The sequence below is a fragment of the Rhodoferax ferrireducens genome (assembly GCF_003347515.1).
Lineage (GTDB): Bacteria > Pseudomonadota > Gammaproteobacteria > Burkholderiales > Burkholderiaceae_C > Rhodoferax.
Map to the genome: position 1 here is coordinate 156,959 of NZ_QEII01000236.1, position 22,192 is coordinate 179,150.

Consider the following 22,192-nt stretch of genomic DNA (forward strand, 5'->3'; position numbering starts at 1 on the left):
GGGCTAGAGCCCATTTTTGTCATAATCACCACATTATTCTCGCGGATACGGGGATTCCCCGTTCCCGGCTCGTTCTTTCACGTCTAGTATTACGTTCATGACAACAACACATTTTGGTTATCAATCGGTCGACGAGGCCGAAAAAGCAAAGCATGTGCGCGGCGTATTTGACTCGGTCGCGCCCAAATATGACCTGATGAACGACTTGATGTCGATGGGCATGCACCGGGCCTGGAAGGCGTTCACGGTGCTGCTGGCGAATATCCATGAGGGTTACCAGGTGCTCGACATCGCTGGCGGTACTGGCGACCTGGCGCTGGCTTTTTCCAAAAAAGTGGGAAAAAGCGGGCGCGTGGTGCATACCGACATCAACGAAGCCATGCTGCGTACCGGGCGCGACCGCTTGCTCGATGCCGGCGTTGCCTTGCCGACACTGGTGTGCGACGCCGAGAAGCTGCCTTTTCCAAGCAACCATTTCGATGTCGTGAGCGTGGCTTTTGGCCTGCGCAACATGACGCACAAGGATGTGGCGCTGGCCGAGATGAACCGGGTACTCAAGCCGGGCGGCAAGTTGTTGGTGCTGGAGTTTTCCAAAGTGGCGCCGCCGCTGGAGAAAATCTATGACTGGTATTCCTTCAAGGTTTTGCCCAAGCTGGGCCAGCTGGTGGCTGGCGACGATGCCAGTTACCGCTACCTGGCCGAATCCATTCGCATGCACCCGGGACAGGAGGAACTCAAAGCCCTGATGAAAAATAATGGCTTTGGCCATGTGGACTACCACAACCTCACCGGCGGGCTGGTAGCCTTGCATGTTGGAATCAAGTGTTGAACATAAAGAATCTTTTGGAGACATCATGAAAATTTGGTCTTTGGTCTTGGCGGTATTTATGCTGTTGGCGGGCTTCAATGCCGAGGCGGCTAAACGCTTTGGCGGCGGCCGCTCGATTGGCCAGCAGTCCGGTAATGTGACGCAGCGCCAGGCGGCGCCAGCGCCCGCGCAAGGTGCCACGAAAGCGCCAGCGCCCACAACGCCGGCCGCTGCCGCGCCCAAGCGTCCTTGGGGTGCGATGCTGGGTGGTTTGGCCGCTGGTTTGGGCTTGGCCTGGCTGGCGAGCTCCCTCGGTTTGGGAGCGGCTGCAGGCCAGTTCATGATGTTTGCCCTGTTGGCGCTGGTGATCATGGTCGCCGTTGGCTGGTTCATGAAGTCGCGCAAGGCGGCGCAATCGCGTCAAGCGGGTAGCTCGCCGTTTGCCTTTCAAGGGGCCTCGCCGGCAAGCCTGGCCCAGGCGCCGGCCACTTACCGGCCGGAAAACGTGGGTAACGACGCTTCCGCCCGTCCCTGGGAGCGCAACAGCACATCGTTCGAAGCCCTGAAAGCGCCTGAAGCATCGGGTTCGATGATTGGCGCGGGTCTGGGTGGCTCACAAAGCTGGGGTGTTCCCGCTGGTTTTGATGCAGAGGGCTTTCTCAAGTCGGCCAAAGCGAATTTTGTGTCGCTGCAGGCTGCCTGGGACAAGTCGGACATCAACGCCTTGCGCGTCATGATGACGGACACCATGCTCAAGGAAATTCAAGCCCAACTCGCCGAGCGCGAAGTGCACACCGGCGGCCCGGTCAACATGACCGATGTCGTCATGATCGAAGCCCAGTTGCTGGGGATTGAAGATCTGGGCGATTCTTATCTGGCCAGTGTCGAGTTCTCTGGCATGATCCGCGAAGAGGCGTCTGCCGGCCCGAACCCGTTCCGTGAAGTGTGGAACATGAGCAAAGCCAAAAGCGGCAACAGCGGCTGGCTGGTGGCCGGGGTGCAGGCCCTGCAATAGGCTGCGGCGCAGGATTCCCCGAAAGCACGGGGAAATTCCGGGAATAAACAAGGAATAATCGGGGGCTATGGCAACACAGTCCCCTTTTTCATTGTTGGAAGGTTTTCTTCAAAATCTTCCCCTCCCCACTATTCAGCCCCCGGCTTGGGCTATAGATGAGGCGCAGCGCCGCCTCGTCTTGCTGTTGAACCACGTCCTGATTCAGGAGCCGGAAGCCACCAGCCGTCTTGCACGGCAAAAAGGGCGCGTCGTGCACATGCAATGGCGCTCATTCTCTATGGAGTTAATTGCAACACCGGCCGGTCTGCTGGACCGGGCGCCGGGCGAGGCCAAGCCGGACCTGCTGCTGGCGGTGACCGAAGAATCCCCCCTGGTCTTGGCGCAGGCAGCGTTGCGTGGCGACAAACCGGCGGTGCGCATTGAGGGCGACGTGCAACTGGCCGCCGAGGTGAACTGGCTGGTCGACCATGTTCGCTGGGATCTGGAGGAAGATGTGGCGCGTGTGATCGGCGACGCACCCGCCCATGCGCTGGGCCAGGCCGCTCGCGGCATGGCCCAGGCCTTGCGCCAGTTTGCCGGTGTTGCTGCAGCGGGTTCGAGCAAGGCGCAGACATGACGCGCCGCCTGTTTCGGGGCGTCTTCATTGTCTGGGTCATGCTGCGTTACGGTTTGGATGAGCTGTTCCTGACGAGCTTTCAGAAACCCTGGCTGCATGCCATTGCCCGCATCGTGTCGGTCGGGCGCAAGCTGGACGCGCCGCGGGGCCAGCGCATTCGCGAGGCGCTAGAGCGCTTGGGACCCATCTTCGTCAAGTTCGGGCAGGTGCTGTCGACCCGGCGTGACTTGATGCCGCTGGACATCGCGGACGAATTGGCGCGCCTGCAGGATCGGGTGCCGCCCTTCAGCAGCGATGTGGCCATCGCCAGCATTGAGCGGGCGTTCAATAAAAAGGTGGAGGATATCTTTGTCTCGTTCGACCGGGAGCCGATTGCCAGTGCCTCGATTGCACAGGTGCATTTTGCGGTGCTCAAAAACCGGACGGGCGAAAGTCGCGAGGTAGCGGTCAAGGTGTTGCGCCCCGGCATGCTCACGGCGATCGAAAAAGACCTGAGCCTGATGCGCATGATGGCGGGTTGGGTGGAGGGGCTCTCCGACGATGGCAAGCGCCTCAAGCCGCGTGAAGTGGTGGCCGAATTCGACAAGTATCTGCATGACGAGCTTGATCTGGTGCGGGAGGCCTCCAGTGCGGCGCAGTTGCGCCGCAACATGACCGGGCTGGACCTGGTGCTGATCCCCGAGATGTTCTGGGACTACTGCGCGACCGAAGTCATCGTGATGGAGCGCATGACGGGCATCCCCATCAGTCAGGTGGAGCGCCTGCGCGCGGCCGGGGTGGACATCCCGAAGCTGGCGCGAGACGGTGTCACTATTTTCTTCACCCAGGTGTTTCGCGACGGTTTTTTTCACGCCGATATGCACCCCGGCAACATTCAGGTCAGTGTGGCGCCCGCCACGTTTGGCCGCTATATCTCGCTGGATTTCGGCATTGTCGGCACGCTGACCGAGACGGACAAGGAGTATCTGGCGCAGAATTTCACGGCCTTTTTCCGGCGTGACTACAAGCGGGTGGCCGAGCTGCACATCGAGTCCGGCTGGGTGCCAGCGGCGACCCGCGTGGATGAACTGGAGTCCGCCATTCGCTCGGTGTGCGAACCTTACTTTGATCGGCCGCTCAAGGAAATTTCACTGGGATTGGTGCTGATGCGGCTGTTTCAGACCTCACGGCGGTTTCATGTCGAAATCCAGCCGCAACTGGTACTGTTGCAGAAGACACTGCTCAACATCGAAGGTCTGGGGCGTCAACTGGACCCGGACCTGGATCTCTGGGCCACGGCCAAACCATTTCTTGAGAAGTGGATGATCGATCAGTTGGGGCCCAAAAAACTCCTCGACCAGTTGCGCAACGAGGCGCCCCGCTATGCCAAGCTGCTACCCGAGTTGCCGCGGCTCCTGGTTGACTTTCTTCAAAGGGGACAGTCCGGCTCAGACCGTGCACTCGGCGAGTTGCTGGCTGAGCAGAAGCGCACCAACCGCCTGCTTCAAGGTCTTGTCTATGGCGGTGTTGGCTTCGTGCTGGGATTGGTGGCGATGCAGCTGATTGTCCGGGTCCGGGTTTTCTAGTTGTCGGTGGCGAAAGCCCAGCCTGAGGTGCCGACCCTCTATAATTAAAAGCTTTGCAACTAGAAATCCGAGTCCTATTTCCATGCCTATTTACGCCTATAAATGCGAGTCCTGCGGGTTTGCCAAGGATGTATTGCAAAAAATGTCGGACCCCCTGCTGACTGATTGCCCGTCCTGCGGCACCTCCGCCTTCAAGAAACAGTTGACGGCAGCCGGCTTTCAGCTAAAAGGTTCTGGTTGGTACGCCACTGACTTCAAGGGCGGAACCTCGGCTCCTGCCACCGCTTCTTCCAGTGCCCCCAGCGCTGAGACGGCGTCAAAGGATGCGGCGGGCGCCAAGCCCAGTGAGAGCTCTGCGACAAAAACGGAGTCGGAACCGCCTTCTGCCTCGGGCGGCTGCGGCGGCTCTTGTGCTTGTCATTGACCTTTACTGAAACCAATCTGGAATGACTGTGCCAATCAAGAAGTACCTGCTCACCGGCCTCTTGGCCTGGTTGCCATTGACCCTCACCATCTGGGTGTTGTTGTGGTTGGTGGGTCTGCTGGATGCCATTTTTGGCGGATTTTTGACAGGGCTTTCCGCGCTGACGCCGGCTTCGACCGGCGACCTGATTGAACAACTGCGTCACATTCCCGGTTTGGGCGTGATTCTGGTTTTCTCCGCCTTGCTGGTGACAGGCGCGCTGGTTTCCAATGTGGCGGGCCGCTGGTGGCTCAGCCAGTGGGGCAAGATTTTCACCCGGATTCCGGTCTTCAAGTCGATTTACAACAGTGTGAAAAAAGTGTCGGATACGCTTTTTTCCAGCAATGGCAACGCGTTTCGCACCGCCATGCTGGTCCAGTATCCACGTGCTGGTGTCTGGACCATCGCTTTCCAGACCGGCACACCGGGCGGCGAGGTGGCAGGGCATCTGGGGCCGGATTTGGTGAGTGTCTATGTACCCACCACGCCGAACCCGACCAGCGGATTTTTCCTGATGCTGCCGCGTGCCGAAGTCATCGAATTGAACATGAGTGTGGATGAGGCTTTGACCTATGTCATTTCCATGGGCTCTGTCGCTCCGTCCTCTGCCGTTGGCATTTCTTCCAAATAATTTTTGATAACCTGTGCCGCCCCTCAGGGCGGGCTCTGAAAGCTGTCTATGGCCATGCGCTCCCACTATTGCGGTCTTGTGACCGAAGCCCTGTTGGGCGAAACCGTTACCTTGTGTGGTTGGGTCAACCGTCGTCGTGACCATGGCGGCGTGATATTTGTCGACATTCGGGATCGCGAAGGTTATGTGCAGGTGGTGTGCGATCCGGATCGGGCCGACATGTTCAAAACCGCCGAGGGCCTGCGCAACGAGTTCTGTATCCAGGTCAAGGGCCTGGTGCGCGCCCGCCCGGACGGCACCATCAACGACAACCTCAAGAGTGGCAAGATCGAGGTGCTGTGTCACGAGTTGACCGTGCTCAACCCGTCGGTCACGCCACCGTTCCAGCTGGACGATGAAAACCTGAGCGAAACCACGCGCCTGACCCACCGGGTGCTGGACCTGCGCCGTCCCTACATGCAAAACAACCTGATGCTGCGTTACCGCGTGTCCATGGAAGTGCGCAAGTTCCTGGATGCCAACGGCTTCATTGACATCGAGACCCCGATGCTGGGCAAGTCCACGCCCGAAGGTGCGCGCGACTACCTGGTGCCCAGCCGGGTGCATGAGGGGCACTTTTTTGCCTTGCCGCAAAGTCCCCAGTTGTTCAAGCAGCTATTGATGGTGGCCGGTTACGACCGTTATTACCAGATCACCAAGTGCTTCCGCGACGAAGACCTGCGGGCTGACCGCCAGCCCGAATTCACGCAGATTGATATTGAGACCTCGTTCCTTAGCGAGCAGGAAATCCGCGACATGTTCCAGGGCATGATCACCACCGTTTTCAAGAACACCCTGAACGTCGATCTGGGCGAATTCCCGGTCATGACCTTCCAGGAGGCCGCGCACCGTTACGGCTCGGACAAACCTGATCTGCGCGTCAAGCTGGAGTTCACCGAGCTGACCGACGTCATGACGGATGTGGACTTCAAGGTATTCTCCGGCGCCGCCACCATGAAGGGCGGCCGCGTGGTGGGTCTGCGCATCCCCGGCGGCGCCCGGGAAGTGGGTGGCCTGAGCCGCGGTGAGATTGATGCCTACGCCGAGTTCGTCAAGATTTACGGCGCCAAGGGCCTGGCCTACATCAAGGTGAATGACCTGGCCAAGGGCCGCGAGGGCATGCAAAGCCCCATCGTCAAGAACATTCACGACAAGGCGCTGGCCGAAGTGCTGGCCCGCACCGGCGCGCAGGACGGTGACCTGATTTTCTTTGGCGCGGACAAGGAAAAAATCGTCAATGACGCCATCGGCGCGTTGCGCATCAAGATTGGCCACAGCGAGTTTGGCAAGAAGAACGCATTGTTCGAAAAGGCCTGGCGCCCGCTGTGGGTGGTTGACTTTCCGATGTTCGAGTTCGACGAAGAGTCGCAGCGTTTCACCGCCGTGCACCATCCGTTCACGGCGCCCAAAGAGGGCCATGAGGACTGGATGGTCACCGCCCCGGAGAAATGTATTTCCCAAGGCTACGACATGGTGCTCAACGGCTGGGAAATGGGCGGCGGTTCGGTGCGTATCCACCGTGCCGACGTTCAGCAGAAAGTGTTTGATGCCTTGAAAATCACGCCCGAAGAAGCGCAGGACAAGTTCGGCTTTTTGCTTGACGCCCTGCAATATGGCGCACCACCCCATGGTGGTCTGGCCTTCGGTCTGGACCGCATTGTCACGCTCATGACCGGCGCCGAGTCGATTCGCGACGTAATTGCCTTCCCCAAGACCCAGCGTGCCCAGTGCCTGCTGACGCAGGCGCCGAGCACGGTGGATGAAAAACAGCTGCGCGAACTGCACATCAGGCTGCGCCCAACCGAACTGAGCAAAGCAGTTTGATCAAGTCCTGACCGGGAGGCTTCAGGCAGAATGAATGGGCGCTTGTCAAGCGCCCTTTTTTTATCGCTCGCCTTCATGTCCATTGCTTACAAAATTCCCGAATCCGTCCTGGTGGTGATTTACACGCCGGCGCTGGATGTGCTTCTGATCAAGAGAGCCGATGCGGCCGACTTCTGGCAATCGGTCACGGGCAGCAAAGATGTTTTGGATGAACCCTTCGCGCAAACGGCGGTGCGTGAGGTGCAGGAGGAAACCGGTATTGACTGCGGACCCGGAACGTCGCTGGAACACAGTCTGTTGGATTGGCAGCTTGAAAACGTGTACGACATTTATTCGCGTTGGCGCCATCGCTATGCGCCGGGTGTGACACGCAATACCGAGCATCTGTTTGGTTTGAAGGTGCCAGCCGTTCTTGACGTTTGCCTGAGCCCGCGTGAACATACGGCTTACCAGTGGCTGCCGTTTCGCCAAGCCGCCCAGGCCTGTTTTTCACCATCCAACGCGGAGGCTATTTTGATGTTGCCCCGGTTGGCGGCATTGAAGGTGCAAGTATGAATATCGTTCGCGTGGCCACCTACAACATCCACAAGGGCGTGCAAGGCATCGGGCCACAGCGCCGGCTGGAAATACACAATCTGGGTCACGCGGTCGAGCAGCTCGATGCGGACGTCGTGTGTCTGCAGGAGGTGCGCAAGCTCAATCGCAACGAGGAGCGCCACTTCACACGCTGGCCGGAGTTGTCGCAGGCCGATTTTTTGGCCCCCGAAGGCTACGAAGCGGTGTACCAGACCAACGCTATCACCCGGCATGGCGAGCACGGCAATGCCGTCTTGTCGCGCTGGCCCGTGGTGGCGCACCAGCACGAAGACATCTCGGATCACCGCTTTGAGCAGCGTGGTCTCCTGCACGTGGAGGTGATGGTGCATGGGCAGGCCGTGCACGTGGTCGTGGTTCACCTGGGGCTGATCCGGTCCAGCCGTGCCCGCCAGGTGGCGCAGTTGCAGCGCTTTATCGAACGTGAAGTCCCGCTGACGGCGCCGCTACTGGTGGCTGGCGACTTCAATGACTGGGGCGCCCTCGTACAGCGTGCGCTGTATGCGACGAACTTAAGAGCATTCAAGGGGGAAAACAACCCCACGTTCCCCGCCCGGATGCCCTTGGTGCAGCTGGACTATGTGTATGCCCGAGGCCTGACCCCACTGAGTGTTCATGTGCCCCGAGGGCGCATCTGGTGGCGCATGTCTGACCATCTGCCATTGATCGCCGAGTTCGGCCTGCCGGTTTAGCCACGCCCATCCATGTCACAGACCCGATCCGGTCATCAGGTCCAGTTGCTGCAGGGCGGGCAGGCGTTTTTCCAGGCGCTAAACAATGCCATTGACAGCAGCGTGCATGAAATCCGGATCGAGACCTATATCTTCAATGTGGAAGCGTCCGGGGTACAGGTGGCTGTGGCGCTGGAGCGAGCGGCACAACGCGGCGTGGCGGTGTATTTGGTGATGGACGGCGTGGGCACGCCCCGCATTCCAGCGGAGTGGAAAAACCGCTTCAATAAAGCGGGCGTTGAGTGGCGTATTTTTTCGCCGCTGGGGCGACTGGGGGTTTTTATTCCCAGCCGTTGGCGCCGTTTGCACCGAAAGCTGTGTGTGGTCGATGGCACAGTGGCCTTTTGCGGCGGCATCAACGTATTGGACGATTATTTTGACCCCAACCACGGTGCTCTAGATGCCCCCCGCTTTGACTTCGCCGTGCGTGTGACAGGCCCGCTGGTGCAGGCGGTGCATGAGGCCACGGCACAATTCTGGTGGCGTTTGCAGGCGGCCCGGACCGTGCGGCAGAGTCATTTCAAGGCCGCCTGGCAGGCACTGCAAGAGGCGGTCGCGCTGTCTTTGCAGGCCCGTTCCGGCACTGAATCTGACGGGAGTGCCGGAACGCTGCAGCACGATGCGTTGGTGCATGACACCCATGCTGAACTGGTGTTGCGCGACAACGTGCGCAACCGCTCCCGGATCGAACGCAGCTACCGAAAAGCCATTGGCACCGCAGTTGATGAGATCATCATTGCCAATGCCTATTTTGTTCCCGGCCGCAAACTGCGCAAGGGCCTGATTCTCGCTGCGTTGCGCGGGGTGCGGGTGCGCTTGTTGCTGCAGGGGCGCTATGAGTATTTCATGCAATACCACGCGGCCCGACCCGTGTACGGCGCGCTCCTGGCAGCAGGCGTGGAAATTCACGAGTACTCCGTCAGCTTTCTCCACGCCAAGGTCGCGGTGATCGACGGCCATTGGGCCACAGTGGGTTCTTCCAATTTAGATCCTTTGAGTCTGCTGCTGGCACGTGAGGCCAACGTGGTGGTGGAGGATGTGGCTTTCGCGCAGGATTTGCGTGCGCGGCTGGTGCACGCCATGGCGCATGGCGGTGTTCGTGTGGACCCGGCGGCGTACGCCAACCGACCGTGGCGCCAGCGCTTTCTGGACCGCGTCGCCTTGGGTGTGATGCGCGTCCTGCTGTTTCTGCATGGAAAGCGCTATTAAATTTATAGCTGACGACGCTCATTTGGCGAGGGTCACAGGCCAAAAACCCTTTAACTGAAACGCTGGTACCATTCTTTCATGTTAATGAAAAGTCAAAGCACCATGATCTCAAGCGATGCCGATGAGGGCACTCCCGTCTCCGTCAAAATCCGGGAACGTCTGATGGCGGCGCGCAAACGCTTCAATGCCAACGACAACATTGCCGACTTCATCGAGCCCGGTGAACTCGAGAAGTTGCTCGACGAGGTCGAAGACAAGATGAAAGGCGTGCTGAGCAGCCTGGTCATTGACACCGATCGCGATCACAACACCGACAAGACCGCCCGCCGCGTGGCCAAGATGTACCTCAATGAGGTGTTTCGCGGCCGCTACGTCAGCGCCCCACCCATCACCGAGTTTCCCAACGCCGAGCACCTCAATGAGCTGATGATCGTCGGTCCTATCACGGTGCGTAGCGCCTGCAGCCACCACCTCTGTCCAGTGATCGGCCAGATCTGGATTGGCGTGCTGCCCAATGAACACACGAACGTGATTGGCTTGTCCAAGTACGCGCGGCTGGCGGAGTGGGTCATGGGCCGGCCGCAAATTCAGGAGGAAGCAGTGGTTCAGCTGGCAGACCTGATTCAGGAAAAAACCCAGCCGGACGGCTTGGCCATTGTGATGGAAGCGACCCATTTCTGCATGGGCTGGCGCGGCGTCAAGGACATGGACAGCAAGATGATCAATTCGGTCATGCGGGGCAGCTTTCTCAAAGACCCCAATTTGCGCCGTGAATTTCTCTCACTGATACCCAAGAAAGGCTGATCATGTTGGTACGTTTGCTTTACGCCAGCCGTGCAGTCGACACCAGTCCCAATGCCATCGAGGCGATTCTGACCCAGTCGCGCCTGCACAATCCGGAGTGTGGCATCACCGGCATTCTTTGTTATGGCGGTGGCATTTTTCTTCAAGCCATCGAAGGCGGGCGCATGGCCGTGAGCGAGCTGTATGGCCACATCCAGAGAGATCCTCGCCACAAGGACGTGGTGCTGCTGCATTACGAAGAAATTTCCGAACGTCATTTCGGCGGCTGGACCATGGGACAAGTCAACATGTCCAAGATCAACGCTTCCATTTTGCTCAAGTACGCCGAAAAACCGGAGCTTGATCCCTATTCGGTGTCGGGCAGCGTGTCCCTCGCGCTGCTGGAAGAGTTGATGGCGACCGCCAGCATCATTGGCCGCGCCTGAGAATTTGTCAGCTTCCGCGTTGCTGAACGAGCCGTGCCGGGGTGAGTCCGGGGTGGGGCCGGTGCTCGTGGGCTGTGACTTTTCAAGTCGTCCTTCCCGCAAAAAACCGATTGTTATAGCCCTCGGGTCCTTGACTGCCGGGCGGGTTCAGCTATCAAAACTAGAGCAACTGGAGTCGCTGGAGGCCTTTGCACAGTGGTTGCAGCAACCGCTTTGCTGGGTGGGTGGCTTTGATTTGCCGTTCGGGTTGCCGCGCGAATTGGTGGAAACATTGGGTTGGCCCACACATTGGGAAGCTTGTATCCGGCATTACGCCACGCTGAGCCGGGCGCAAATTCGCAGTACCTTTGCCGCTTTTTGCAATTTGCGGCCCGTGGGCGGCAAATTCGCACACAGGTCAACAGACTTGCCCGCGGGGTCCAGTCCCTCCATGAAATGGGTCAACCCGCCGGTGGCCTACATGCTGCACGCTGGCGTACCCCTGTTACTTCAGGCGGGGGTGCATTTGGTCGGCCTGCATGCCGGCGATCCGCTCGATGTAGACAGGGAGGGCCAAGCGTGTCGGGTCGCCTTGGAAGCCTATCCGGGTTTGCTGGCGCGCGAAGTGCTGGAGAAGCGAAGCTACAAGAGTGACGACAAAGCGCGCCAGACACCAGAGCGCCTGATTGCCCGCAAAGACCTGATCACGGCGCTGGAGCATGGTCAGACCCGCCTGGGTTTGCGGCTCAAGCTGACCCATGCGCAGCGCGACGTATTGGTGGATGACGCCAGCGGTGACTCGCTGGATGCCGTGCTGTGTCTGATGCAGGCGGCCTGGGCGCAATCCCGGCAACGCGAAGGTGATGCGCGTTATGGTTTGCCCGACAACATGGATCCGCTGGAGGGCTGGATTGTCACGGCTTGATGATTTCAACGCGGCAAACGTTTATGCCGGGCGCCTGATGAGGGTGTCTTCCAGCTTGACGGCCAACTGGGAAATCGCCATGGCGGCTGGGCATCCGGGTGTGGACAGCATCAGCAATTGGCGACGCATGATCGCCTGACGTACCGAGGGGTCGGAGGGGATGTCACCCAGATGGATCAAGCGGATCGGGCGCCCCGGTTCAGTGACCACAAAGCGGTCCAGCACTTGCTGTAATTGCGTCGTGATGGCCCGGCCATCCCCCAGACGTGCCGTCTGGTTGACCACCATGCGAATATTTTGCCGCTTTTGCTGGCCGACCAGCACCTTGATGGTGGCATAGGCATCTGTCAGTGAGGTGGGTTCGGGGGTGGCCACCACCAGAACCTCCGAAGCCAGCGACACCGCGAAAAGGACCACATCAGAGATGCCGGCACCGGTATCCAGCAATACGATGTCGTAATGCGGCACCAGCCCACTCATGATGCGCAGAAAATCGTCGCGAACTTCGGGGGTCAGGCGCGAGTACTCAACCATGCCGGAGCCGGCCAGCAAAACGGAGAAACCGCCCGGAGCCCGGACAATGGCTTCTTCGAGTTTCGCTTTTCCGGTGAATACATCGTGCAGAGTCACTTTGGGATAAAGGTTCAGCACCACATCCAGGTTGGCCAGCCCCAGATCAGCGTCCAGTACCAGAACCCGGTGGCCGCGTTTGGCCAGTGCTGCTGCCAGATTGGCCGAGACAAAGGTCTTGCCGACGCCGCCTTTGCCGCTGGTGACGGCCAGCACTTTGCCCAGCGGTTTAAGGGGTACTGCGACGGGTGCCACATTGTCGAGTGGAGGGTTCAGGACATCGCTCATTTTCAGTTCACTTTATTCATTGCGCTGTCTGCTGCACCGACGGACGCGTCACTGGACGCACTTTCAAGCCAGGCCGGGTCACCTATTGACAGGTGGCCGAACAACATGCTTTTTTCTTCCGCACTCACGGCGATCTCCCGTTGCGGCTCGATACAAACGCGGTTGCGACCCTCGGTCTTGGCGCGATAGAGCTGGATGTCGGCCCGATCGCTCCACAAGGCTGTCGTTGAGCGGACCCACTCAGGCGCATAGGCCCCCCCAATACTGAGCGTCACCTGGATGCTGACCAGGGGGGGCACGGAAATGGAGAGGCTCCCCACAGCTTCGCGGATTCGTTCTGCCACGATTTTCCCAAACGAGGGCGGACAGTTGGGCAGAATCGCGGCGAACTCTTCGCCACCGTAGCGGGCCACCGTGTCCATCGGTCGCATGCAGCTTGCCAGGCAGTTGGCAATGGCCTGCAGCACCCGGTCGCCCGCCAAATGGCCATAGTTGTCATTGACCTTCTTGAAATGGTCAATGTCCATCATCAACAGCAGCGCAGAATCACCGGAACGGGCCACCGCATCAATTTCGCGGGCCAGCACATTGCGGAAATGGCGTCGATTTGCCAAGCCTGTCAGGGGGTCTTTCAGCGAAAGTTCACACAGATTGTCTATGACACTTTGCATATAGACCGTCAGGGACTCTTCCGGTTCGGGCAGGTGACATGTAGGATCATGCTCCAGCAGCGCACGTGCGTCGTCCAAGCGCAAATCACGCATATCGATCATGGAAGATACAGCCTTGGTAATCACGGGATAACTGGAGGTTTGACGAATTGAGTCTAACAGGAACGTTTTTCGACTTCGATGGAGTTCCATGGTTATTTCCACGCATTAATCACGTTATGAAGTGGTTTTGGGTGCACTTCAGTTTCCGTGTGAGGGTGGCCTCCAGCGCGTCGCCCGGTGCACCGGTCATCGGGACGGCGCCATGGTGCGTTGTTGTCAGGTGACTTATCTGAATCCCCGTCTTTGTTCCATTTTCCTGTTGGTGCTGCTGTGGGGCGGTTCGGCGCAGGCGCGCAGCTTTCAGGGTGTGGTCACGCACATCTCCGATGGCGACACGTTGTGGGTGCGCCCGGTTTCCGGTGGGGAGCCGCGCAAGGTGCGCTTCCAGGGCATTGACGCACCGGAGATTTGTCAGGACTTCGGTCCACAGTCGCGCGATGCGCTGGCCGCGCGTCTATTGCATCAGTCTGTGTTAGTCGGGACACGCGCCCGTGATAGTTACGGCCGTGTATTGGGACGCGTCACCTTGGGTGGCGAGGACATCGGTGCCTGGATGGTGCTCAAGGGTTATGCCTGGTCCTACCACTACCGCCGCAGTGCTGGGCCCTATGCATCCGAGGAAACTCGCGCTCGGCAATCTCGCCGTGGCCTGTTCGCTGTCGGTCAACCTGAGTTGCCGCGCGATTTTCGCCAGCGACATGGAACGTGCCACGCAATGAGACGATGACCCCGGAAGGCAGTGTTAGTGCGCGGTGCCGCAGACGACGCAACTGGCTTGGCGCCCGATGCCCACCTCGGTGAACTCCATGGCGCGGCCATCGAGCATCAGCAAACGGCCCGTTAGCGGGCGGCCAGCGCCGCAGATCAACTTGAGCGCCTCGGCTGCCTGCAGGGCGCCGATGATGCCCACGAGGGGCGCGAAAACGCCCATGGTCGCGCAGCGGGTTTCTTCAAAGGTGGTATCGGGCGGGAACACGCAGGCATAGCAGGGCGAATCTGGGTCGCGTGGGTCGTAGACACAAACCTGGCCATCGAAGCGAATGGCGGCCCCAGACACCAGCGGTTTGCGGTGCCTCACGCACGCGGCATTGATGGCATGGCGGGTGGCGAAATTGTCGCAACAGTCCAGCACCACATCAGCCTGCGCCACCAGCTTGTCCAGCAGCGCGGCATCGGCGCGAGCAATGATGGGGGTCACCTGCACTTCGGGGTTGATGGCGCCAATGGCTGTCTGGGCTGACAAGACCTTGGGCTGGCCGACGCGGGCCATGGTGTGGGCAATTTGCCGCTGCAAATTGGTCATGTCCACCGTGTCATGGTCCACTACTGTGATACGCCCGACACCCGCAGACCCCAGATAAAGCGCGACCGGTGATCCCAAACCACCAGCGCCCACGATCAGGGCGTGGCTGCCCAGAATTTGCGCCTGACCTTCAATCCCGATCTCATCGAGCAGGATATGGCGCGAGTAACGCAGGAGCTGGTCGTCCTTCATCAGAAGACTTTTAGTCTTCCTTCTTTTCTTCCGGGCGTTCAACCATGGTCTTGCTGACCATGACGGTGCGACCTTTGAGCTGGTTGATGGCCTGGATCAGCTGGAAATCCTTGTCCGACCCAAACTCAGGAATCTTGCGGTCGGCCAGCGGCTTCTTGAGTTCTTCCTCCAGCCTGACCCGGGCTTCTTCCCGGGCTTTTTCGCGGGCTGCATCTTTCTTTTCTTCTCCCTGGCCATTGTTCAGGTGTTTTTCCAGGTCCGCCTCACGGGTGCGCAGTGCGGCAAACAGATTGCCTTCTTCCGTTTCGTCCACCATGACGTCGGGCACGATACCTTTGGCTTGGATGGATTTACCGCTGGGCGTGTAGTAACGGCTGGTGGTGAGCTTCAGGCCAGCGCTTGGGCAGTTGTCCATGCGGAAGGAGGGATCAAGACAAACCGCGGTTTGCACGGAGCCCTTGCCGAAGGTCTGGTTGCCCAGCAGCTTGGCGCGATGGTGGTCCTGCAATGCACCGGCCACGATTTCGCTGGCGGAGGCGGAGCCTTCATTGACCAGCACCACCAGAGGTACGGTTTTCAGCGCCCCTTTGGTGACTTCCTGCAGGTGCTTCAGGGGATCGGAGCCACCGCGACGTTGGTAAAACGAAGGCGATGCCTTGTACGTGAACTTGCTGTCGGGCAACTGGCCATTGGCCGACACCACGGTGACGTTCTCCGGTAAGAATGCCGCCGAAATCGCCACGGCGGCGTCCAGGTAACCACCCGGGTCGTTGCGCAGGTCCAGCACCAAGCCCTTGAGTTGCGGCTCCTGCTTGTAAATTTCTTCGACCTTGCGCGAAAAGTCTTCGACCGTGCGCTCCTGGAACTGGCTCAGGCGGACCCAGGCATAGCCGGGTTCAACCACCTTGCTGCGCACAGACTGGGTACGAATTTCCTCGCGGGTAATCGGGACCGGGAAGGTGCGATTCTCGGCCTTGCGGAAAATGGTAAGCACCACCTTGGTATTGGGCTCGCCGCGCATGCGCTTGACGCCTTCACTCAGCGGCAGGCCCTTGACCGGGGTGTCATCGATCTTGACGATCAAATCGTTGGGTTTGATGCCAGCCCGAAAAGCGGGTGAGCCTTCGATGGGCGACACCACCTTGATCACGCCATCTTCCTGAGAGATTTCGATGCCAACGCCGACGAACTTACCGGTTGTACCTTCGTTGAAATCCTTGAGTGCTTTTTTATCGAGGTAGACGGAATGCGGATCAAGACCCGCCACCATGCCGGCAATGGCGTCGGTGATGAGTTTTTTGTCATTGACCGGCTCAACGTAATTGCTTTTGACCATGCCAAACACGGCGGCCAGTTGCTGCAACTCCTCCAGCGGCAAGGGTGCCAGCGTGCCACGCGCTACGGTCTGGAGGGAAACAGTGGTCAAGGCGCCAGCGACAACGCCCACCGAAATCCAGCCTGCAATTTTCAATTTCTGAGCCATAAATAGTCCTCTACCAATCCAATTGGTCAATATACACGTTTGGAGGATTTTTCGACAGGATGGTTCCCTATTTACCTACGCTTTACCTTGGGATGCCACGGCCGCAGCGGCAGCGGCGGCGGCTTCCGCGTCGCCCAGGTAGTAATGGCGGATGGGTTTAAGGTCGTCGTCCAGCTCGTACACCAGTGGAATGCCGTTGGGGATGTTCAGGCCCACGATGTCGTTGTCAGAGATGTTGTCCAGGTATTTCACCAGCGCCCGGATGGAGTTGCCGTGTGCCGCCACCACCACGCGTTTGCCAGCTTTGAGGGCCGGTGCCAGCGCTTCGTTCCAGAACGGCATGACCCGCGCGACCGTGTCTTTCAGGCATTCGGTCAGCGGGATTTGCTCGGGCTGCAGTTTGGCGTAGCGCGGGTCGCCCCGTTCGCTGCGCGGGTCTGTGGCGTCCAGCGCGGGTGGTGGGGTGTCGTAGCTGCGCCGCCACACCAGTACTTGCTCATCGCCGTATTTCTTGGCCGTCTCGCCTTTGTTGAGGCCTTGCAGGGCGCCGTAGTGGCGCTCATTGAGCCGCCAACTATTGACTACTGGCAGCCAGGTCCGGTCCATTTCGTCCAGCACATGCCACAGGGTGCGGGTGGCACGCTTGAGCACGCTGGTGTAGGCGATATCAAACTCATAGCCTTCGGCCTTGAGCAGATGCCCGGAGTTTTTGGCCTGCTCAATGCCGGCAGGCGTCAAGTCGACGTCGGTCCAACCGGTAAAACGGTTGTCAAGGTTCCAGGTGGATTCGCCGTGGCGGATTAGAACTAGTTTGTGCATGGTGGTTTGAAAGGGTCCGAGCCGGGGTAAAACGAAGACTGAATGCGCTGCGCAGCCCTCCATTCTAAAATGAGTGTGGAATCGGCTGGGGACGGTCCTGGCGCATGGTCGTTAGTGGCAGTCCGTCTCGCAAGATTTCAGGAATTTAACAAAGGAAAAAAGTGAAGTTTATTCTCGATAACTGGATGATCATGTCCGTCGCCCTGGCCTCTGCGGGCATGCTGTTTTGGCCTATTCTCAAGGGCGCAACCGGGGGCTCATTGACCGCTGAAGCTGCAGTTCAGCTGATCAACCGCGAAAAAGCGGTGGTCATCGATGTGTGCGAGCCCAATGAGTTTGCGGCCGGGCATGTGGGTGGTGCAAAAAACATTCCGCTCAGCCAACTTGAACAGAAGTTGCCCGCTGCGGTGAAGAACAAGGCGCTGCCCGTCATTCTGGTGTGCAAGTCGGGCGCCCGTTCGGGTCGTGCGGTGAGTATTGCCAAAAAGCTGGGATATGAACAGGCCCAGTCTCTGGGTGGTGGCATGGGCGCGTGGACAAAGGCCAACCTGCCGGTCGAAAAAGCCTGATATGCAAGCCGTCAAGATGTACACCACCGCAGTCTGTCCTTACTGCGTTCGGGCCAAGCAGATTCTCAAGGCCAGGGGCGTCGAGCAGATTGAAGAAATCCGCATCGATACCGATCCCCACCACCGCATGACGATGATGGAGATCACGGGTCGACGCACCGTGCCCCAGATTTTCATTGGCCAGACGCATGTGGGCGGCTGTGACGATCTGGTGGCGCTGGACGGGCACGGCGGCCTGATGCCCTTACTGAACGCGGCCACCTGAGATAATCTTCCACGTTCCCGATTGCGTGCCCGCTCAAGAGATACCTGAGCGGGCTTTATTTTTAATTGAAATCTTGCGGGACAGGCCGCAGCCAGCGATTGCTGAGCCCGCGCTGTCCTCAACAAATTTAAGGAAATTTCATGTCCGAGCAACAAGAACCCGTTTTCCAAATCCAGCGCGTCTACCTCAAGGAGGCATCCCTGGAGCAGCCTAACTCGCCCGCCATCCTGCTGGAGCAGGAATCCCCCACGGTGGACATCCAGCTGGGCGTGAACGCCGCGCCCGTGGCCGAAGGCATTTTTGAAGTGACGGTCACGGCCACGGTGCAGACCAAGATCAAGGAAAAAACCGTGTTCCTGGTGGAAGTCACGCAAGCCGGTATTTTCGAGATCCGCAATTTGCCGCAAGAGCAGATGAGCCAGATCATGGGCATCGCTTGCCCGCAAATCGTTTACCCCTACCTGCGGGGCAACGTGGCCGACCTGATCCAGCGTGGTGGTTTTCCGCCCGTGCACCTGTCGGAAATCAACTTCCAGGCCATGTATGAGCAGCAACAGCAGCAGGCGGCGGCCACCGCTGACGTTGAGACGAGTACTCTCGTTCAGTAAGAAGTTAGAACGTTTTAGTCCTCTAGCCCCCGTATTCATTGCGTAACATGCTATGAAAATAGTAGTACTTGGCGCGGGTGCCTGGGGCACGGCGCTGGCGGTTAACGCGGGCCGCAACCTGCTGGCACAGCACACCGTGACGCTGTGGGCACGTGATGCCGGACAGGCGTCAGCCATGCAGTCGCAGCGTGAAAATGTGCGTTACTTGCCCGGTATCTCATTGCCGCCTGCGCTCGGTGTCAGTGCCGTCAGCCTGGACGACCCGGCGCAGTTCGGCCGTTTCGTGGCCGGGGCTGATCTGCTTATTGTCGCCACGCCAATGGCGGGCCTGCGCGGCATGTTGGCGCACTTAAGCAACTGCCGCATGCCGGTGGCCTGGTTGTGCAAGGGCTTTGAAGCCGCTACTACAGCATCTTATGGACTGCTAGCCCATGAAGTACAAGCGCAAGTGGCTCCTGATTTGATAGCTGGCGTACTCAGCGGCCCCAGCTTTGCGCTGGAAGTCGCGCGGGGTCAACCGACGGCTCTGGTGGCCGCCAGCACCCATGCGGCGGTGCGTGAGGCCTTGGTGGCGGCTTTTCACAGTCCGACACTGCGGGTCTATGCCAATGAGGACATCGTTGGCGTCGAGGTGGGCGGTGCGGTCAAGAATGTGCTGGCCATTGCCACTGGCTTGTGTGACGGCCTGAATCTGGGCCTCAATGCCCGGGCGGCCCTGATTACCCGCGGTCTGGCCGAGATGACGCGTCTGGGCCTGGCCTTGGGCGCCAAATCTGACACCTTCATGGGTCTGAGCGGGCTGGGCGACCTGGTGCTCACGGCCACCGGCGATTTGTCCCGCAACCGGCAGGTCGGTCTGGCGCTGGCCCAAGGCCAGAGCTTGCAGCAGGCGGTGGCGTCGCTAGGCCATGTGGCCGAAGGGGTTTACTCCGCCCGCACCGTGGTGCAGCGGGCACAGGGTCTGGGGGTGGAAATGCCGATTGCGCAGGCGGTGGTGGCTTTGCTGGATGGGCAAATCAGACCTGAGCACGCGGTGGCCGCCCTCATGGGCCGCGACCCGGCGAACGAACTGGCTTAGGCGCCGGCGGGAGCCGCTTGTGCTCCCGACCACAATCCTCAGTCCTGGTTTCTTTCAATCCGTGCCGCGATGTGGGCCAGCGCCTCCTCCACCTGATCCACCAGAATCAGGCACAGGTCGCCCTCGCCCAAGGTGTTCATGGCCGTGTCAATGGCCAGGAACTCACCCTGAATCTCGCGGATGGTCTTGGTGCGCGTGGCGGCGGTGAGTCCATCGCGCAGCAGCGCCAGCACCTCGCCATCGGCGCGGCCGCGCTGACACTGATCCTGGTACAGCACCACTTCGTCAAAGGCGTGACCCAGGATTTCGGTTTGCTGACGGATGTCCTCATCGCGCCGGTCACCGGCGCCGCTGATCACCACCGAGCGGCGTTGGGCGGGCATGCTCTCCACCGCTTGAACCAGAGCGGCAATGGCATCCGGGTTGTGACCGTAGTCGGCAATGACGGTGGCGCCCCGGTAGCTGAACACATTGAAGCGGCCCAAGGCGTTGTCGCTGTCGTTGACAAAACTGGCCAATCCCTGCTGCAAGATGTCCCAGTCCAGCCCCAGGCCCCAGGCCGCAGCCACCGAGGCCATGACGTTTTCCACCTGGAAGCCGATAGTGCCTTGACGGGTGATGGGTACGCCGGACAAGGGCACCCTGTGCCGCACCGCACCCTGGGCGGCGACCAGGCAGCCGTCTTCGATAAAGACAACGCGGCGCCCCTGAGCCAGATGGGTGGCCATGACCGGATGGTTCCGGTCGGTGGCAAAAAAGGTGATTGAGCCATGACAGTGTTTGGCCATGGACGCCACGATTTCGTCAGCCGCATTGAGCACGGCCACACCGTCAGGGGCGATGTTCTGCACGATCACGCGCTTGAGCACGGCAAGATCCTCGACCGTCGTGATGTAGTTCAGGCCCAGGTGGTCGCCGCTGCCGACATTGGTGACGACGGCCACGTCGCAACGGTCGAAGGCCAGGCCTTCGCGCAGCATGCCGCCGCGCGCGGTCTCTAGTACGGCGGCGTCCACGTCGGGGTGCTGCAATACATTGCGTGCGCTGCGGGGGCCGCTGCAGTCGCCAGTGTCGATGCGCTGGCCGGCAATGTAGACGCCATCGGTATTGGTCATGCCTACGCGCAGGCCGCTCTGGGCCAGCAGGTGGGAGATCAGGCGCACCGTGGTGGTCTTGCCGTTGGTGCCCGTCACCGCCACCAGCGGAATGCGACCGTTTTCCTGCTTGCCGAACATGCTGGCGATGATCGCCTCGCCCACCGGACGCCCCTTGCCGTAGGAAGGGGACAGGTGCATGCGCAGACCGGGCGCGGCATTGACCTCGACCACGCCGCCGCCCTGTTCTTCGAGCGGGTGCAGGATGCTGTTGCAGACCATGTCCACGCCGCAAATATCCAGCCCCACCATCTGCGCGGCCGCCACGGCGCGTGCCGCCACTTCCGGATGGACGCTGTCAGTGACATCGGTGGCCGAACCGCCGGTCGATAGATTGGCGTTGTGGCGCAGCGTGACGCGTTGGCCCTTGGGGGGCACCGATCCGGCGTGCAAACCCTGGCCGGTCAGGCAAGCCAGGGCAATCTCGTCGAAGCGGATCTTGGTGAGGGAGGTGGCGTGTCCTGAGCCACGGCGCGGGTCCTTGTTGACTTGTTCCACCAGTTCGTGAATGCTGTGGCTGCCGTCGCCTACGACATGGGGCGGGTCACGCCGTGCCGCGGCCACCAGCTTGTTGCCGACCACCAGCAGGCGAAAGTCGTTGCCGGGAATGTAGCGTTCGACCAGGATGTCATTGCCGAACTCGGCGGCGGCTTTGTAGGCCGCCTGCAGTTGCTCGTGAGACGTGATATTGACCGTCACGCCCTTGCCCTGATTGCCATCCTTGGGCTTGATCACGACGGGCAGACCGACTTCACAGGCGGCGGTCCACGCATCTTCGGGCGTATCCACCTCGCGACCGAGCGGAACCGGCACGCCGGCCGCCGCCAGCAGCTTCTTGGTGAGTTGCTTGTCCTGGGCAATGGCTTCAGCAATGGCACCGGTCACGTCCATTTCGGCCGCCTGGATCCGGCGCTGTTTGCTGCCCCAGCCGAACATGATCATGCTGCCATCGGTCATGCGACGGTAGGGAATGTTGCGCGCGACCGCCGCTTTGACGATGGCCCCCGTGCTTGGCCCCAGGCGTACATCCTCGTCGAGCTCGCGCAGCTGCTCCAGCGCCTGCTGCAGCTCGAAGGGCGTGTCGTTTTGAGCTGCCAGGCACAAGCTTGCGGCTAGCTCCAGTGCCAGACGGCCAACCGCTTCCTCTGAATATTCCACGACCACCTGGTAGACGCCCGCTTCGGTGGTGGCCGTCGTGCGGCTGAAGGTCACCGGGCAGCCGGCCTGGGCCTGCAGGTCCAGTGCGGCCAGTTCGAGCACATGGGCCATGGGCACCGTGTCGTCATGTCCGGTTGGCTGCAGCGGGCTGAGTTCAGGAAAGCGGGCCCGCAGACGACCCTCGAATCCGTTGCGCGTGCTGATCGCGCACTCCGCAGGTGTGCAGTTCACGATCGCCTCAATGGCGGTGTGATTGCTCCACAGGTTGGGGCCGCGCAGGGCGCGGATGCGTGATATGTCCATA

Annotated in this window: 24 protein-coding genes; 18 read left to right on the forward strand and 6 right to left on the reverse strand. The window is 60.1% G+C overall.

Annotated elements, in window-relative coordinates; translation table 11 throughout:
* Positions 1–97 precede the first annotated feature (97 nt).
* The 13 genes from ubiE to C5P05_RS06505 all read left to right on the forward strand — a co-directional run bounded on the left by ubiE (position 98) and on the right by C5P05_RS06505 (position 11,628).
* On the forward strand, positions 98–829 hold the full coding sequence (gene ubiE / locus C5P05_RS06445) for a bifunctional demethylmenaquinone methyltransferase/2-methoxy-6-polyprenyl-1,4-benzoquinol methylase UbiE (RefSeq protein ID WP_114969024.1): 732 nt from the start codon (positions 98–100) through the stop codon (positions 827–829).
* Between the two features lie 25 nt (positions 830–854).
* Complete coding sequence (locus C5P05_RS06450; protein ID WP_198674639.1) at positions 855–1,823, forward strand: Tim44 domain-containing protein; 969 nt, start codon at positions 855–857, stop codon at positions 1,821–1,823.
* 67 nt (positions 1,824–1,890) lie between these two features.
* Positions 1,891–2,439, forward strand: coding sequence for a hypothetical protein (locus C5P05_RS06455; RefSeq protein ID WP_114969025.1), 549 nt, complete (start codon positions 1,891–1,893; stop codon positions 2,437–2,439).
* Positions 2,436–4,004, forward strand: coding sequence for a ubiquinone biosynthesis regulatory protein kinase UbiB (ubiB, locus tag C5P05_RS06460; RefSeq protein WP_114969026.1), 1,569 nt, complete (start codon positions 2,436–2,438; stop codon positions 4,002–4,004). The genes C5P05_RS06455 and ubiB overlap by 4 nt, the downstream gene beginning before the upstream one ends.
* 82 nt (positions 4,005–4,086) lie before the next feature.
* Positions 4,087–4,428 (forward strand): FmdB family zinc ribbon protein, encoded by a 342-nt coding sequence (locus C5P05_RS06465; RefSeq protein WP_114969027.1) that lies wholly within the window; start codon positions 4,087–4,089, stop codon positions 4,426–4,428.
* A 22-nt stretch (positions 4,429–4,450) separates the two neighbouring features.
* Positions 4,451–5,098: a DUF502 domain-containing protein gene (locus C5P05_RS06470; RefSeq protein WP_114969028.1), complete on the forward strand. Its 648-nt coding sequence runs from the start codon at positions 4,451–4,453 to the stop codon at positions 5,096–5,098.
* A gap of 48 nt (positions 5,099–5,146) precedes the next feature.
* A complete protein-coding gene (aspS, locus tag C5P05_RS06475; protein ID WP_114969029.1) occupies positions 5,147–6,961 on the forward strand; it encodes an aspartate--tRNA ligase in 1,815 nt (604 codons plus the stop codon).
* A 75-nt stretch (positions 6,962–7,036) separates the two neighbouring features.
* Positions 7,037–7,516: a dihydroneopterin triphosphate diphosphatase gene (gene nudB, locus C5P05_RS06480; protein ID WP_198674648.1), complete on the forward strand. Its 480-nt coding sequence runs from the start codon at positions 7,037–7,039 to the stop codon at positions 7,514–7,516.
* Positions 7,513–8,247: an endonuclease/exonuclease/phosphatase family protein gene (locus C5P05_RS06485; RefSeq protein ID WP_114969031.1), complete on the forward strand. Its 735-nt coding sequence runs from the start codon at positions 7,513–7,515 to the stop codon at positions 8,245–8,247. The genes nudB and C5P05_RS06485 overlap by 4 nt, the downstream gene beginning before the upstream one ends.
* Positions 8,248–8,259: 12 nt before the next feature.
* Positions 8,260–9,495 (forward strand): cardiolipin synthase ClsB, encoded by a 1,236-nt coding sequence (clsB, locus tag C5P05_RS06490; protein ID WP_114969032.1) that lies wholly within the window; start codon positions 8,260–8,262, stop codon positions 9,493–9,495.
* A gap of 78 nt (positions 9,496–9,573) precedes the next feature.
* Positions 9,574–10,299: a GTP cyclohydrolase I gene (gene folE / locus C5P05_RS06495; protein ID WP_114969033.1), complete on the forward strand. Its 726-nt coding sequence runs from the start codon at positions 9,574–9,576 to the stop codon at positions 10,297–10,299.
* A 2-nt stretch (positions 10,300–10,301) separates the two neighbouring features.
* On the forward strand, positions 10,302–10,724 hold the full coding sequence (locus C5P05_RS06500) for a BLUF domain-containing protein (RefSeq protein WP_114969034.1): 423 nt from the start codon (positions 10,302–10,304) through the stop codon (positions 10,722–10,724).
* A 61-nt stretch (positions 10,725–10,785) separates the two neighbouring features.
* Entirely contained in the window at positions 10,786–11,628 is an 843-nt protein-coding gene (locus C5P05_RS06505; RefSeq protein WP_114969122.1) for a DUF429 domain-containing protein, read from the forward strand.
* Positions 11,629–11,649: 21 nt separating this feature from the next.
* Here C5P05_RS06505 and C5P05_RS06510 read toward each other — a convergent pair whose 3' ends face one another.
* Complete coding sequence (locus C5P05_RS06510; RefSeq protein WP_114969035.1) at positions 11,650–12,486, reverse strand: MinD/ParA family protein; 837 nt, start codon at positions 12,484–12,486, stop codon at positions 11,650–11,652.
* 2 nt (positions 12,487–12,488) lie between these two features.
* Positions 12,489–13,259 (reverse strand): GGDEF domain-containing protein, encoded by a 771-nt coding sequence (locus tag C5P05_RS06515; RefSeq protein ID WP_114969123.1) that lies wholly within the window; start codon positions 13,257–13,259, stop codon positions 12,489–12,491.
* 202 nt (positions 13,260–13,461) lie between these two features.
* Between C5P05_RS06515 and C5P05_RS06520 the strand changes: the two genes are divergently transcribed.
* Positions 13,462–13,986 (forward strand): thermonuclease family protein, encoded by a 525-nt coding sequence (locus tag C5P05_RS06520; protein ID WP_114969124.1) that lies wholly within the window; start codon positions 13,462–13,464, stop codon positions 13,984–13,986.
* 15 nt (positions 13,987–14,001) lie between these two features.
* Here C5P05_RS06520 and C5P05_RS06525 read toward each other — a convergent pair whose 3' ends face one another.
* The 3 genes from C5P05_RS06525 to gpmA form a co-directional block, all read right to left on the reverse strand.
* Positions 14,002–14,754, reverse strand: coding sequence for a HesA/MoeB/ThiF family protein (locus tag C5P05_RS06525; protein ID WP_114969036.1), 753 nt, complete (start codon positions 14,752–14,754; stop codon positions 14,002–14,004).
* Positions 14,755–14,764: 10 nt separating this feature from the next.
* Positions 14,765–16,237 carry a S41 family peptidase gene (locus tag C5P05_RS06530; protein WP_114969037.1) on the reverse strand — a complete coding sequence of 491 codons (1,473 nt, stop codon included), beginning with the start codon at positions 16,235–16,237 and terminating at the stop codon, positions 14,765–14,767.
* Between the two features lie 75 nt (positions 16,238–16,312).
* Complete coding sequence (gene gpmA, locus C5P05_RS06535) at positions 16,313–17,056, reverse strand: 2,3-diphosphoglycerate-dependent phosphoglycerate mutase (protein ID WP_114969038.1); 744 nt, start codon at positions 17,054–17,056, stop codon at positions 16,313–16,315.
* A 161-nt stretch (positions 17,057–17,217) separates the two neighbouring features.
* Between gpmA and C5P05_RS06540 the strand changes: the two genes are divergently transcribed.
* The 4 genes from C5P05_RS06540 to C5P05_RS06555 all read left to right on the forward strand — a co-directional run bounded on the left by C5P05_RS06540 (position 17,218) and on the right by C5P05_RS06555 (position 19,576).
* Positions 17,218–17,625, forward strand: a complete 408-nt coding sequence (locus tag C5P05_RS06540; protein WP_114969039.1) for a rhodanese-like domain-containing protein — start codon at positions 17,218–17,220, stop codon at positions 17,623–17,625.
* 1 nt (position 17,626) lies between these two features.
* Positions 17,627–17,890: a glutaredoxin 3 gene (grxC, locus tag C5P05_RS06545; RefSeq protein WP_114969040.1), complete on the forward strand. Its 264-nt coding sequence runs from the start codon at positions 17,627–17,629 to the stop codon at positions 17,888–17,890.
* A gap of 140 nt (positions 17,891–18,030) precedes the next feature.
* Entirely contained in the window at positions 18,031–18,498 is a 468-nt protein-coding gene (gene secB, locus C5P05_RS06550) for a protein-export chaperone SecB (protein ID WP_114969041.1), read from the forward strand.
* 52 nt (positions 18,499–18,550) lie between these two features.
* A complete protein-coding gene (locus C5P05_RS06555; protein ID WP_114969042.1) occupies positions 18,551–19,576 on the forward strand; it encodes an NAD(P)H-dependent glycerol-3-phosphate dehydrogenase in 1,026 nt (341 codons plus the stop codon).
* Positions 19,577–19,614: 38 nt separating this feature from the next.
* On the opposite strand, the gene cphA is transcribed toward C5P05_RS06555, so the two are convergent.
* Positions 19,615–22,191, reverse strand: a complete 2,577-nt coding sequence (gene cphA / locus C5P05_RS06560; protein ID WP_114969043.1) for a cyanophycin synthetase — start codon at positions 22,189–22,191, stop codon at positions 19,615–19,617.
* Between the last annotated feature and the right edge of the window lies 1 nt (position 22,192).

Bases quoted from the DNA above. Each gene is read 5' to 3' on its own strand.
- ubiE (WP_114969024.1), top strand. From the start codon at position 98: ATGACAACAACACATTTTGGTTATCAATCGGTCGACGAGGCCGAAAAA.
- C5P05_RS06450 (WP_198674639.1), top strand. From the start codon at position 855: ATGAAAATTTGGTCTTTGGTCTTGGCGGTATTTATGCTGTTGGCGGGC.
- C5P05_RS06455 (WP_114969025.1), top strand. From the start codon at position 1,891: ATGGCAACACAGTCCCCTTTTTCATTGTTGGAAGGTTTTCTTCAAAAT.
- ubiB (WP_114969026.1), top strand. From the start codon at position 2,436: ATGACGCGCCGCCTGTTTCGGGGCGTCTTCATTGTCTGGGTCATGCTG.
- C5P05_RS06465 (WP_114969027.1), top strand. From the start codon at position 4,087: ATGCCTATTTACGCCTATAAATGCGAGTCCTGCGGGTTTGCCAAGGAT.
- C5P05_RS06470 (WP_114969028.1), top strand. From the start codon at position 4,451: ATGACTGTGCCAATCAAGAAGTACCTGCTCACCGGCCTCTTGGCCTGG.
- aspS (WP_114969029.1), top strand. From the start codon at position 5,147: ATGGCCATGCGCTCCCACTATTGCGGTCTTGTGACCGAAGCCCTGTTG.
- nudB (WP_198674648.1), top strand. From the start codon at position 7,037: ATGTCCATTGCTTACAAAATTCCCGAATCCGTCCTGGTGGTGATTTAC.
- C5P05_RS06485 (WP_114969031.1), top strand. From the start codon at position 7,513: ATGAATATCGTTCGCGTGGCCACCTACAACATCCACAAGGGCGTGCAA.
- clsB (WP_114969032.1), top strand. From the start codon at position 8,260: ATGTCACAGACCCGATCCGGTCATCAGGTCCAGTTGCTGCAGGGCGGG.
- folE (WP_114969033.1), top strand. From the start codon at position 9,574: ATGTTAATGAAAAGTCAAAGCACCATGATCTCAAGCGATGCCGATGAG.
- C5P05_RS06500 (WP_114969034.1), top strand. From the start codon at position 10,302: ATGTTGGTACGTTTGCTTTACGCCAGCCGTGCAGTCGACACCAGTCCC.
- C5P05_RS06510 (WP_114969035.1), bottom strand. From the start codon at position 12,486: ATGAGCGATGTCCTGAACCCTCCACTCGACAATGTGGCACCCGTCGCA.
- C5P05_RS06515 (WP_114969123.1), bottom strand. From the start codon at position 13,259: ATGATCGATATGCGTGATTTGCGCTTGGACGACGCACGTGCGCTGCTG.
- C5P05_RS06520 (WP_114969124.1), top strand. From the start codon at position 13,462: ATGGTGCGTTGTTGTCAGGTGACTTATCTGAATCCCCGTCTTTGTTCC.
- C5P05_RS06525 (WP_114969036.1), bottom strand. From the start codon at position 14,754: ATGAAGGACGACCAGCTCCTGCGTTACTCGCGCCATATCCTGCTCGAT.
- C5P05_RS06530 (WP_114969037.1), bottom strand. From the start codon at position 16,237: ATGGCTCAGAAATTGAAAATTGCAGGCTGGATTTCGGTGGGCGTTGTC.
- gpmA (WP_114969038.1), bottom strand. From the start codon at position 17,056: ATGCACAAACTAGTTCTAATCCGCCACGGCGAATCCACCTGGAACCTT.
- grxC (WP_114969040.1), top strand. From the start codon at position 17,627: ATGCAAGCCGTCAAGATGTACACCACCGCAGTCTGTCCTTACTGCGTT.
- secB (WP_114969041.1), top strand. From the start codon at position 18,031: ATGTCCGAGCAACAAGAACCCGTTTTCCAAATCCAGCGCGTCTACCTC.
- C5P05_RS06555 (WP_114969042.1), top strand. From the start codon at position 18,551: ATGAAAATAGTAGTACTTGGCGCGGGTGCCTGGGGCACGGCGCTGGCG.
- cphA (WP_114969043.1), bottom strand. From the start codon at position 22,191: ATGGACATATCACGCATCCGCGCCCTGCGCGGCCCCAACCTGTGGAGC.